This window comes from Clostridium thermobutyricum (assembly GCF_000371465.1).
Taxonomy (GTDB): domain Bacteria; phylum Bacillota; class Clostridia; order Clostridiales; family Clostridiaceae; genus Clostridium; species Clostridium thermobutyricum.
On sequence record NZ_KB850956.1, the window covers coordinates 1,116,738 to 1,129,627 of the forward strand.

General features: G+C 23.3%; 14 protein-coding genes. 12 read left to right on the forward strand and 2 right to left on the reverse strand.

Translation table 11 applies throughout. From position 1 onward, the window contains the following. The first annotated feature begins 31 nt into the window (after window positions 1-31). From HMPREF1092_RS05150 to HMPREF1092_RS05165, 3 genes are all read left to right on the forward strand, one after another. Entirely contained in the window at window positions 32-757 is a 726-nt protein-coding gene (locus HMPREF1092_RS05150; RefSeq protein ID WP_002597569.1) for a hypothetical protein, read from the forward strand. 459 nt (window positions 758-1,216) lie between these two features. Next, complete coding sequence (locus HMPREF1092_RS05160) at window positions 1,217-1,555, forward strand: hypothetical protein (protein WP_002597570.1); 339 nt, start codon at window positions 1,217-1,219, stop codon at window positions 1,553-1,555. A 122-nt stretch (window positions 1,556-1,677) separates the two neighbouring features. Next, a complete protein-coding gene (locus HMPREF1092_RS05165; RefSeq protein ID WP_002597571.1) occupies window positions 1,678-2,511 on the forward strand; it encodes a metallophosphoesterase in 834 nt (277 codons plus the stop codon). Window positions 2,512-2,548: 37 nt separating this feature from the next. Here HMPREF1092_RS05165 and HMPREF1092_RS05170 read toward each other — a convergent pair whose 3' ends face one another. Further along, window positions 2,549-3,757 carry an MFS transporter gene (locus tag HMPREF1092_RS05170; RefSeq protein ID WP_002597572.1) on the reverse strand — a complete coding sequence of 403 codons (1,209 nt, stop codon included), beginning with the start codon at window positions 3,755-3,757 and terminating at the stop codon, window positions 2,549-2,551. A 388-nt stretch (window positions 3,758-4,145) separates the two neighbouring features. Here HMPREF1092_RS05170 and HMPREF1092_RS17140 point away from each other — a divergent pair, with 388 nt between their 5' ends. Then, entirely contained in the window at window positions 4,146-4,295 is a 150-nt protein-coding gene (locus tag HMPREF1092_RS17140; protein WP_002597573.1) for a hypothetical protein, read from the forward strand. A gap of 22 nt (window positions 4,296-4,317) precedes the next feature. Further along, the gene (locus HMPREF1092_RS05175) at window positions 4,318-5,670 is read left to right on the forward strand and encodes an MATE family efflux transporter (RefSeq protein WP_002597574.1); all 1,353 of its coding nucleotides are present in this window, start codon (window positions 4,318-4,320) and stop codon (window positions 5,668-5,670) included. Window positions 5,671-5,701: 31 nt separating this feature from the next. On the opposite strand, the gene HMPREF1092_RS05180 is transcribed toward HMPREF1092_RS05175, so the two are convergent. Continuing rightward, on the reverse strand, window positions 5,702-6,448 hold the full coding sequence (locus HMPREF1092_RS05180) for an SDR family oxidoreductase (protein WP_002597575.1): 747 nt from the start codon (window positions 6,446-6,448) through the stop codon (window positions 5,702-5,704). 149 nt (window positions 6,449-6,597) lie between these two features. On the opposite strand from HMPREF1092_RS05180, the gene HMPREF1092_RS05185 reads away from it, so the two are divergent. The 7 genes from HMPREF1092_RS05185 to HMPREF1092_RS05215 all read left to right on the forward strand — a co-directional run bounded on the left by HMPREF1092_RS05185 (window position 6,598) and on the right by HMPREF1092_RS05215 (window position 12,805). Further along, a complete protein-coding gene (locus tag HMPREF1092_RS05185) occupies window positions 6,598-7,572 on the forward strand; it encodes an HD domain-containing protein (protein WP_002597576.1) in 975 nt (324 codons plus the stop codon). Between the two features lie 191 nt (window positions 7,573-7,763). Further along, window positions 7,764-8,708, forward strand: a complete 945-nt coding sequence (locus HMPREF1092_RS05190; protein ID WP_002597577.1) for an ABC transporter permease — start codon at window positions 7,764-7,766, stop codon at window positions 8,706-8,708. Next, window positions 8,708-9,670: an iron chelate uptake ABC transporter family permease subunit gene (locus tag HMPREF1092_RS05195; protein ID WP_002597578.1), complete on the forward strand. Its 963-nt coding sequence runs from the start codon at window positions 8,708-8,710 to the stop codon at window positions 9,668-9,670. Before HMPREF1092_RS05190 ends, HMPREF1092_RS05195 begins: the two co-directional genes overlap by 1 nt. Continuing rightward, window positions 9,667-10,422, forward strand: coding sequence for an iron ABC transporter ATP-binding protein (locus HMPREF1092_RS05200; RefSeq protein WP_002597579.1), 756 nt, complete (start codon window positions 9,667-9,669; stop codon window positions 10,420-10,422). Before HMPREF1092_RS05195 ends, HMPREF1092_RS05200 begins: the two co-directional genes overlap by 4 nt. Window positions 10,423-10,438: 16 nt before the next feature. Then, window positions 10,439-11,398, forward strand: coding sequence for a siderophore ABC transporter substrate-binding protein (locus HMPREF1092_RS05205; RefSeq protein WP_002597580.1), 960 nt, complete (start codon window positions 10,439-10,441; stop codon window positions 11,396-11,398). 197 nt (window positions 11,399-11,595) lie between these two features. Further along, a complete protein-coding gene (locus tag HMPREF1092_RS05210; protein ID WP_002597581.1) occupies window positions 11,596-12,141 on the forward strand; it encodes a PH domain-containing protein in 546 nt (181 codons plus the stop codon). Between the two features lie 109 nt (window positions 12,142-12,250). Beyond that, window positions 12,251-12,805 carry a sugar O-acetyltransferase gene (locus HMPREF1092_RS05215; protein ID WP_002597582.1) on the forward strand — a complete coding sequence of 185 codons (555 nt, stop codon included), beginning with the start codon at window positions 12,251-12,253 and terminating at the stop codon, window positions 12,803-12,805. Window positions 12,806-12,890 lie beyond the last annotated feature (85 nt).

Here is a 12,890-nt window from a genome sequence, read left to right on the forward strand (position 1 = left end):
AAGAAATTTATAAAAGGTTGAGGATAAAGGTATGGATAAAGAAATTTTAATTAACTATATAATAGAGATAATAAAAATATTTTATAAATTACAAAGAGAGCTTCATATAGAAAGTATAGAAAAAATAGAAGATGGTTTTTTATTAAAGGATAATATAAGTGATTTAGAAGAATGGCAAATATATAATATAGGATATTTTATTGAAAAAAAATCAAATAAAAAAGAAATATATAGAAAATTAGATGTATTAAGAAAAGATATATCTATAAAAAATAAAGATTTAATAGTAAGAGAATCAGGTGAAATATTTTATATAAGTGAAAAAATAAAATACTTAGATAAAAAGTTAAAATACTTACAAAAGAAAAGTGAAAGATATAAGTATTTAAAATATAGTTTTAAAATAAAAGCAGATAAAATTAATTTAGAAAAAATAGTATTAGATTTAACAAATAAAGATTTAAAAATAAATAAAGAGAATAAAGCAATTTGCATTATAAATAATCAAAATATAAATTTAGGCGTTAATACAGAAAAAATAATAGAGGAATTATCTTGGATAAAAAAAAGAAAATCTAAAAAGTTAGAGTTAATACTACCTTTTAAAGATAAGATTTGGTTAGATTTTATCTTTATAAAAGATTATATACTAGTTATTGAAGTTGAATATATAAAAAAATATAATATATTAAATATTATGAATTTACAAAATAAAGAAGATATAGAAAACTATTTAAATACATTTATATTAAAATAATATGAGCTTTTAATATATTAATAAGATATAAAAAGAACATACAAATAAAAAGATATTATTAGTTAATATTTTAGAAATTAAAAAGCTGAACAATTAATTCAGCTTTTTCTTGTCTTTTAAAATTTTAAAGTCATAAAACTTTTTTACACATATTAATGAAAAAAAGATTAAAAATAAAAAATTACTTATACTTCTTTCAAAAAATAAACTAAGTATAGTTGAGAATAAACCTAATAAAGCAAAACCTAAAAAAGCTTTATCAAATAGAAGTTTAAAATAATCCAAATTGCCCACCTCCATGTAATTTTATATAGTTTTATCAAAGTCATATAAAATTATTCATATAGATAAGGGAAATAATAGTTTTAAAATATTATAAAAGAAAAAGGAATTATTAAAACTTTGTAGAATATAATAATTATACAGATGTAAAGGTTATCAAAGGTAAGGGGAGAGCTTATGTATTTTATACCAGAAAGTTTAAATGTGGTTATTGAAAATAAAACTAATAAGGATATTTTAGGACTTGAACTTAAATACTTAAATGATATAGGAAGGAAAGCAAAAGCTTGTAAAATAAAGGCAGGAGATTCAGTAAATCTTGTTATAGAGACAAAAAATGTTAGCAAAACAAATAAATTTATATTAAAAACAAGAGAAGGAATGGCCTATATTGTTGATTGTAATATATTAGAGAACAATTGTAATCTTTATTTAAAAATATATTTAAATAAGATTTTTGATGGAGAAATAGAATTTGAAGCAGAATATTTAAAATTTGAAAATGCAATAGCCTAAAATAAAAGGGTTCGATTTATAATCGAACTCTTTTTAATTTTTTAAAACTTGTACGAGAATAGAGTTAACGGTATAATTAATATGTAAAGTAAATTACATTTAATACTTTAGGAGGCGGTGTTATGGCGAAGTATATAATGAGCGATATACATGGGCAATACAAGCTATTTACAGAGTTTTTAGAGAAAATAAATTTTTCGGAAGAAGATGATTTATATATAAATGGAGATTTAATTGATAGATGCATAGGTTCAGCCTATCTTATAGATTTCGTATTACAGAATGATAATGTAAATTTAATTCTTGGAAATCATGAAGAAATGTTTATAAAGGCTTATGAAAAAGTAGATTTAAATGAAGATTTAGATATAAGAGATGCTATTTATAAAAATGAAGATGGAGAAGAAGTTAAATGTAAAATTCATAAAGATGAAGATGTATCATTGTGGTTAGCAAATGGAGGTTTTGAAACTATTCAAGAAATAAGAAGATTTAACAGACATAGTGGTAGAGATTTATTTAAGGAATTTTATGAATATCTAAAAGAATGTCCAAAATGGATGCTAATAGATGAACATATAATATTTCATGCAGGAGTAGGATTTTACTTTGGTAAAGATTATAGTGATGAAGAAATCCAATTTATACTTGCAAGAGCTGAAAAAGATGAAAGATTTCTTTGGGGAAGATATTTATGGGATTCAGCATTTTTAAAAGACAGTATAAAGATACCTTCAGAATATACTGGAGTAATAGGGCATACTCCTATACAAAACACAGATTATTATGTTGAAAATCCTATACAAGATAGTATTTTTAAAGAAAGTGAACATGGCTCTAAAATTATAAACATTGATTTTGGTACATATAAGAGTGGAATGATAGGAGCTTATGAAATGGATGATAAAGAAGTAAAAGTTCTTATTGATGGAGAAATTAAAAAATTTCAAATTTAAAATAAAAGTCATAGAATTAATTCTATGACTTTTATTTTTATTCAACAGTTTTAATTTTCTTAAATGTTGGTATTATAAATATACTAAATAATAAAGCTAAAAAAGAAGCGCATATTAAAATAAGTAAAGCTACATTTGAATGAAGTTTCCAAAGAGAACCTACTATAGTAGTTCCTAAAAAGTCACCAACATAAAAACTTAAGTTTGATGAACCATTAGATATACCTCTAAATTTATTATTAGATATATTATTTATAATAGTTGGAATTAAACTAAATAATATATTATATCCAGATAGTAAAACAACAGCGCCTAATCCAACTAAAATCATATTTTTATGTCCAATAAAAATTAAACATCCAAAGAAAAGGCATAAAGTTGCTACTACAGTTAATTCTTTTCCAAATCCCTTTTTTATAAATCTTGTAGAAAATCTCATAATAATTATTGCTATTATTATTGCTGGAGTAAAAATCATCCACATATTTTCAGAGCTAGTTAATCTATTTATATACTCTGGTATAATAAACATTCCTGAAATACCAACAAAACCATTAATAAATGCAATAACTATAACAGCGACATAACATTTATTTTTAAAAAGTTTTTTTATGTAAGCAAAACTTTCTTTTGCTGATACAGTATTCTTTATATTTTTTTCCTCATTTCCATCCTTTTTTAAGTCTTTTAAAAAGAATAAAATCAAGAAAAACATAATTAGAATTGCAATAGTTGCAAGTATAAGTAATCCTCTAACTGGCATAAATTTTCTAAGGATAGGTCCGCCACCTAAAGCAAATGCAGAACATATACCTATAATTACTCCAACTATACTTATAGCATCAGCTCGCTTTTCAATGCTTAAGCTACCTGAAAGCCATGCATATCCAGCAGAAGTTATAGCACCTGCACCTTGTAAAGCTCTAGAAAAGATAAAAACATAAGCATTGTTTGCAAATGTTGCAACAGTAATACCAATTAACATTAGAAATACACCAATTAATATCATTTTTTTATAGCCATATTTATCACTCCATGAACCAAATGGAATTTGAAATAAACCTTGAGTTAAGCCAAAAATCCCCAATGCTATTCCTGCAAGAGCTAAAGTTCCATCTGATAATGAATTACAATAAATACCTACAAAAGGGGTTATTAAGTTCATAGCAATTTGCCTGAAACCTAATGCTAATCCAATAAGGATTATAAAAGTTAAATCTTCTTTAGTAAATAATTTGCTTTTCATAAACATCCTCTTTTGCTGTAAATAATTTTAAATATTTAATTTAAGAACATAAATAATAATATCAAGGAAATAAATCTTTGTTAATTAAGAAAATTTGTTAAAAGAGTATATAGTTTTAAATATAAATTGATAATTTTATATAGTGCTAAAGTGTAAATTTAATAGAGTATTATATGTAATTGTTTAAAATTGAAGATTAATAAAAAGAATCAAAAGATTATATAGATTAATAAGATTAATTTAAAGAATACTGCTATTCTTGACAAAATTCGCCATTTAACATACTATATGTCTTGATAACTTAGAGAATATTAAATTTAATAATTATATTAATCTAATATGATTTTTAAATTTAATGAAGAATTTAATAAATGGGAGAAAATGAATTATGGATAGTAAAAAAATGATTAGAGCATTAGTTATAATAGGAATAATTGCTGCTATTTTAGGTGTTATAACAGGATTACTTATAGTAAAATATAAGAAGCCAGTAGTGGCATCTATACAAAATACGCGAATTCAACATAAATTAAAATAAAATTTTTCAGGGGGACATATATATGGTTAAAGGGTTAAATCTTACAGAAGGACCTATTATAAAGAAGCTATTAATTTTAGCTTTACCTATAATGGGTACTTCTTTTATACAAATGGCATATAGCATGATAGATATGATTTGGGTTGGACGAATAGGAAGTTCTGCTGTTGCTGCTGTAGGAACAGCGGGATTTTTTACTTGGTTTGCAATGGCATTTGTTATAGTATCAAAAATGGGAGCTGAGATAAAGGTTTCTCAAAATTTCGGAAAAAAAGATTTTGAAAAAGTTAAGAAATATGTTAGAGCTTCAATTCAGATAAATTTAATTTTATCAATAATATATTCTATAACAATGATTATATTTAATAATCCACTTATAGGATTTTTTAACTTAGGTGATGAAATAGTTATAGATTTAGCAAAGACATATTTAATTGCTATTTCTTTTGGATTACCATTTTATTTTATAAATCCAGTTTTCACATCTATATTTAATGCGATTGGAGAAAGTAAAATTCCATTTTTTATAAATACATCAGGATTAGTTGTTAATATAATATTAGATCCTATTTTTATATTTGGATTCGGTAATTTTAATGGAATTGGAGTTTTAGGAGCCGCATTAGCAACTGTAATATCTCAAATTTTTGTTTCTGTATTATTTATATTTTTAATATTTAAATCTAATAATACATTATTTAAGATAAATATATTTGAAGAGTTTAATACTAAGTATATAAGGAATATTTGTAAGATAGGTACACCAGTTGCACTTCAAAGTGGATTGTTCACAGTATTTGCAATGATACTTGGAAGAATAATAGCTCATTTTGGACCAGTTCCAATAGCTGTTCAAAAGGTAGGCTCACAAATAGAATCTATATCATGGATGACAACAGAAGGATTAGCAATAGCTTTAGGAACTTTTGTTGGACAAAACTTTGGAGCAAAAAAGTTTGAAAGAATAATGAAAGGATATAAATCTATTTTAGCAATAGCTTTAGGTGTTGGAATATTTTCTTCAATACTTTTAATATTTTTTGGAGATATAGTATTTTCAATATTTATTCCTGAAAAAGAAGCTATAATAACTGGAACATCATATCTTAAAATTTTAGGATATTCTCAAATTTTTATGTGTCTAGAAATAACTACTTCAGGAGTTTTTAATGGAGTATCGAAAACACATATACCATCAATAATAAGTATTATACTAACAGGACTTAGAGTGCCATTAGCATATTTTTTATCAAAACCAAATATGCTTGGAATAGATGGTATTTGGTGGGCTATTAGTGTAACAAGTATATTAAAAGGTATAATAATAATAATTGTACTTAGAAGATTTTATAAAAAAGAAAAATTATTTATATAAAATAAATGGAGAAAAAACTCCATTTATTTTTTTATCTATTATTCATTTTTTCAAATATAGAGTCTATATCTTTTTTTGTTGAGTTATTTATATTTTCTAAATTATCTTTGTAACAAATCTCCAACAATTCTTCTTTAAGTTTTTCAAAAACATCTTCTACATATTCAGGCGTTTTTAAATCAAATTTGAAATTACCTTTTTTTCTGCCTTCAGGATTAAGATTAGTATCTACTGCAGGTGGTATAATTTCAATTACTTCAACAGAATCCTTTAATTGATGACGTAAGCTTTTAGTAAATGAGTGCATTGCAGCTTTTGTTGCTGAATATATAGGCATTTTAGCCATTGGGAAAAACCCAAGTTGAGAACTAACATTTATAATACAAGGGTTATTATTTTCTTTTATTAAAGGTAATAGTTCTTTTATAAGGAAAATAGGACCTTCAAAGTTTATAGATATTTCATCTAGATTATGTAAATCATCAAAATTAGAATTAAAATTTACATCTCTTTGTATACCAGCATTATTAACTAATACATTAAGAGAAGGAAACTCTTTTTTTATAGTTTCTACAAGTTCTTTTCTATCATTTGAATTACTTATATCACATTTTATAGTATAAACATCTTTAAGTTCATTTTTGGCAGATTTTAATGCTGATTCACTTCTACCACATATAATAACTTTATTATTAAGTTGAAGAAATTTTTTTGCCATTTCAAAACCAATTCCTTTAGAACCTCCTGTAATTAAAATAGTATTATTATTTAATTTCATAAAAAACACTCCTTTATTAAATTATAAGGATATAGTAGTATATATTTGTTTATAGAAAACGATAATTTTTATTAATTAACAATATATTTATATAAAATATATTATAATTAATCTGTATAATTAAATTTTTAATTAAAAGGGTGAATATTATGAAAATTAGTGATTATATTTATGGAGAATATGAGATAGAAGATATATTAGAAGAAATAATTTTAACTGACGAATTTATTAGACTTAAAAATATATATCACGGTGGAGGAAGTCATTTAGTTAATCCAAAGTGGAATGTAACAAGAAATGAACACTCTCTAGGAACAATGATTCTTATAAGAATGTTAGGTGGAACTATAGAAGAACAGATAGCAGGATTATTACATGATATATCTCATACTGCCTTTTCACATGTTATTGATTTTGTTTTAGAAAATGAAAATGAAGATTATCATGAAAAAATCTTTAAAGATGTTATAGAAAATTCTAAAATACCGAAAATATTAGAAAAATATGGTTTTAATTATGAAGATATACTTTTTAATGAAGAAAAATGGACAATTTTAGAAATAAAGGCACCAAAACTCTGTGCAGATAGAGTAGATTATACTCTTAGAGATTTATATAAAGCAGAATTAATTTCTAAACATGAAATAGATAAATTTTTAGAAAATTTAGATGTTGAAAATGGAGAAATAGTAATAAAATCAATAGAAATAGGTGAATGGTTTGTAGAAGCTTATTATAAAGAAGTTATAGATTATTTTATGAATCCTATTAATATATTTGGCAATGATATATTAAGCAAAGCTATAAAAGAAGGTATGAAATTAGGTGAAATAAAAGAAGATGATTTTTTAAGAGATGATTTATATTTATTAGAAAAATTAAATAATTCTAAATTTGAAGCTGTGTCTAAATTAATGAATACATTAAAAAAAATTCCTAAATTAGAAGAGAATAAAAATGAATTTGATTTACATATAAAAAATAAAGTTAGAATGATAGATCCTACAATATGTTTAGATAATAGTATTTTTAGCTTATCAGAAAAATCCGAAATTTCTAAAGTTAAAACAGAAAATGCAATAAAAAAATTAAGAGAAGGAATTTTTATAAAAATTATAAAATAAATTTTGGAGTTAATTAAATATTTAAAAAATAAGATTGCTTAAAAGTAGTCTTATTTTTTTTTATTATTTTTAATAAATTGAACATTAAATTATTAAAATTAAAAATTAATAGTAAAAAAATAATTGACAATGAGAATAGTTATCAATTATAATCATTAACGAAGTGTTAATAAATTGTAAGGAGAACATGTATGAATAAAAAACTATTAATGATTATATTAATAATTTTATCTTTTCTTTCTCTTTTTATAGGAGTAAAAGATATTGCTATAAAAGATGTCTTTAATTTAGATATAGAAAAGTTAAATATTTTATTTATAAGTAGATTCCCAAGGTTAATTTCTATATTAGTAGCAGGAGTTGGAATGAGTATTGCAGGAGTTATAATGCAGCAAATTAGTAATAATAAATTTGTATCTCCAACTACATCAGCAACAATAGATTCAGCAAAACTTGGAGCATTATTTTCAACAATATTTTTTGTACAAGTAGGGATATTAGGAAAAATGTTAATATCATTTATTTTTTCTATTTTAGGGACTTTTATTTTTATGAAAATAATGAAAAAAATAAAAGTAAAAGACAATATTTTTATACCACTAATAGGAATAACTCTTGGAGGAGTAATAGGAGCAGTTACAGATTTTATAGGTTATAGATTTAATTTGATTCAAAATATGACAAGCTTTCTTCAAGGAAATTTTTCAGGAGTTATAAAGGGAAATTATGAGTTAATACTGCTTAGTATACCACTTCTCATTATATCAGGTTTATATGCTAGTAAATTTACCGTAATAGGAATGGGAGAAAATATATCAACTAATTTAGGAGTTAATTTTGAAAGGACATTAAATATTGGAGTGATTATTGTTTCTATAATATCATCTCTAGTAGTAATTACAGTAGGAAGTATTCCTTTTGTTGGGCTTATAATACCGAATATTGTATCAATTAGAAAGGGGGATAATTTAAAAAATAATATTTGGGAAATTGGAATTTTAGGAGGAATTTTTCTATTAACATGTGACATAATTGGGAGATTAATAATATATCCATATGAAATCCCTATAAATTTAATAGTTGGAGTTATAGGTAGTTTTGTTTTCTTATATTTGATTTTTAGGGGAGAGAAATAATGAGAAATTTACATAAAGAAGATAAAAGAAAAATAAGTATTTTATTTTTTACATTAATAGTAGTTGTTATTATGTTTATTTTTATAGGATTAAATAAATTAAATTATGATTATAGCTTAAATTTAAGATTGAAAAAGATATTTTCTATATTTTTAACTGGAATTTCTATAGGTACATCAACTGTACTTTTTCAAACTGTTACTAATAATAGGATTTTAACGCCAAGTATTATAGGATTAGATTCTTTATATAATATGATACAAACTTTAATAGTATTTTTATTTGGAATAAATAGTTATTTCTTTATTGATAAAAATATTAATTTTGCTTTAAGTACAGCAGTTATGGTTTTATTATCAGTAATATTATTCAAAGTATTATTTAAAAATGATAAAAATATTTATTTTTTATTGTTAATTGGAGTTGTATTTGGAACACTTTTTAAAAGTTTATCTATGTTTATGCAAGTATTAATAGATCCTAATGAATTTGATGCTCTAACAAATAAAATATTTGCAAGTTTTAATAATATAAATTCAAATATATTACTTATTGCAGTAATAGTATTGTTACTTATTATTCCTTTTATATGGGATGATTTAAAAAAGTTAGATGTTATGCTTTTAGGAAAAGATATATCAATAAATTTAGGAATAAATTACGATTATTTAACCAAAAAGGTTTTAATTATTATAAGCATATTAATATCAATATCCACGGCTTTAGTGGGTCCAATAACTTTTTTAGGATTACTTTCAGCAAATATTACATATGCAATTTTAAGAACTTATAAACATACATATATCATTTTAGTTTCTTCTATTGTAAGTGTAATTGCATTATTAGGTGGACAATTGTTTGTAGAACGAATATTAAATTATAAAAGCACAGTAAGTATAATAATTAATTTTATAGGGGGTATATATTTTATATTTTTATTAGTAAGGAGGAAAGAAAAATGATAAGAGTAGAAGGATTAAATAAGTCTTATGGAAATAAAAAAGTTGTAAATAATGTTTCGTTTAATATAGAAAAAAATAAAATAACTTCTCTTATAGGCCCAAATGGAGCAGGAAAAAGTACGGTATTATCAATGATATCTAGAACAATAAAAAAAGACTCAGGAAAAATTTTTATAGATAACAAAGAATTATCTTTATGGAATGAAGATGATTTATCAAAAAAAATAGGGATTTTAAAGCAAAGTAACAATATAATAATGAGATTAACTATACAAGAATTAGTTGAGTTTGGAAGGTTTCCTCATTCTAAAGGTTATATAAATAATGAGGACAAAATTATAGTTAAAGAGGCTTTAGAATATATGGAGTTATATGAGATAAAAGATAAATATATAGATGAGCTTAGTGGAGGACAATTACAAAGAGCTTATATTGCAATGGTCATTGCACAAGATACAGAATATATTCTTTTAGATGAACCTTTAAATAACCTTGATATGAAGCATTCAGTTAATATAATGAAAAGGCTAAAAAATTTAGCTGAGGAAAAAGATAAAACTATAATAATAGTTTTACATGATATAAATTTTGCATCCAAATATTCAGATAATATAATTATTTTTAAAGAAGGAGAAGTGATAATAAATGAAACTAAAGAAAATGTTATAAAAAAAGAAATTTTAGAAGATGCTTATGAAATTGATTTTCACATTCATAATATAGATGCAGATAAAATATGTGTATATTTTTAAAAAGGGGAGATAGAATTTGAATAAAAAAATATTAATAGGAGTTTGTGCAGTAATTATAGGAACTTTAGGAGTAGGATTTGGAATAAAAAAAGCAAATGCAAAAAGTGATATGGAGTTATCAGGTGCATCTAAAAAAGTTGAAACTATTGAAATAAAACATAGATATGGAACTACAAAAGTTCCAAAAAATCCTGAAAAAGTTGTTGTGTTAGATTATTCATCTTTAGATAGTATGAAAGTTATGGGAAAAGAAGCAATAGCAATTCCAAAAGAAAATTTACCAACATATTTAAGCGAATATAAAGATGATAAATATATAGATTTAGGTGGTCTTAAAAACTTTAATATAGAAAAAATAAATGAGCTTAAGCCAGATTTAATAATAATAGAAGGTAGACAAGGAAGTTTTTATGATGAATTATCTAAAATAGCACCTACAATAGGATTAGGAACAGAAAATAATGATCACTTCAAATCATTAAAAAATAATGTTAAAATCCTTGGAGAAATTTATGGTATGGAAGATTTTGCAGATAAACAATTAGCTGAAATAGATAGAAGTGTTCAAGAAGTAAAAGAAAAGGTACAAAAAGAAAACAAAAATGCTTTAGTTACTATGGTTTATAATAATGAAATTACAGTGTTTGGTGAAGAGTCAAGATTTGGAAGTGTTTATGAGCAATTTGGATATGACACAGCTGATAAAGATATAGATAAAGCTGATCATGGACAAACTATTTCATATGAATATCTTTTAGATAAAAATCCAGAATATTTATTTGTAGTAGATAAAGAGGTAATAGGAAATAATAAAAATGCTCCTAAAGCAAAAGATGTTTTAACTAATGATTTAACAAAAAATATGAATGCATTTAAAAACAATAAAATTATCTATTTAGATACAAATGTATGGTATCTAGGTGGACCTGGAATATTAACAACTAAGGAAATGATAAAAGAAATACAAAATATATAGTTTATAAGGAATAATCATTTAATGGTTATTCCTTATTTATATTTACTAAGTGGAAAATTGATGTAGAAAATAAATATAATATTACTAAAATGGAAAATAAAAATAAATAATATATATTATTTAAAAAGTTATGATATAATGGAAAAAATAAAAATATGTATTATTTAGAAATTTATAGTTAAAAAGAAGGTTTACTTATGAGAAATAAAAAATATGTTTTTGAAAAAATAAGATATATGGAGAATTCGAATAGATTTAGTAAAAAATCTGTTGAGCAATTGCCAAACTTATTAGGGGAAGAGGAAGAACTTATTTTTTCAATAGATGGATTTTATGAGAACAACAGATGGTTAATAAATTTAACAGATAAGAGATTATTATTTGTATACAAAGGTTTAATTGATCTTAAAACAAAAAATATAAGTTTAGATAAAATAGAATCTGTTGAATTTGATAGTGGGTTAGTTTTAGGAAGTTTAAAAATTTGGATAGGTGGAGAATTTATATTAATATCAAATGTTTCTAAGCCTTCAGGAAGAAGCTTTGTTGAAAAAGTAAATAATCAATTAGAATATTTTAAACAACAACTTTATCAACCTAAAGTAGAATATAGAGAAGAGGAAGTTCCTAAAATTAAAGAAGATTTAGTTGAGAAATTATTACAACTTTCTAATTTAAAAGAAAGTGGAATTTTAACAGAGGAAGAATTTCAAATAGCTAAGCAAAAAGTATTAAATAGTTAAATATCTTTTGAAAGAGAGAGATTATTAAATGATTCATCTAAAATTTATTTATATGAAAATGTAAATAAATTATAGATGAATTTATTATTATAGTTAAAAGGAGAGAATAATGAGAGAAAAAGAAAAAATGATTTTAGGTGAATTATATGATGCAGGAGTACAAGAATTAGTAAATGATAGAGAAAATGCAAAAGAATTATGTTTTGAATATAATAATTGCAGACCTAAAGAAAAAGATAAAAAGGAAGAAATAATAAAAAAACTTTTTGGAAAGGTTACAGGTAGTTTTTGTATAGAGTCTAACTTTTTTTGTGATTATGGTTATAATATAGAAATTGGAAATAATTTTTATTCAAATCATAATTGTGTAATTTTAGATTGTGCAAAAGTAACTTTTGGAGACAATGTATTTATTGCTCCAAATTGTGGATTTTATACAGCTGGACATCCTTTAAATAAAGACATTAGAAATAGTGGACTAGAATTTGCAAAAGAAATAAAAATTGGAAATGATGTATGGATAGGTGGAAATGTTGTAGTTTTACCAGGTGTTACAATAGGAGATAATGTGGTAATAGGAGCAGGTAGTGTTGTAACAAAAGATATTGAATCAAATTCTATAGCAGTAGGAAATCCATGTAAAGTAATAAAAAAGTGTCCCTAATAAAATGTAGATAAATGTAGTAAAAATTTTTGAAATCAACAATTGTGAACGAATATGATTATAAATGAATAAAAAAGAAGGAAGA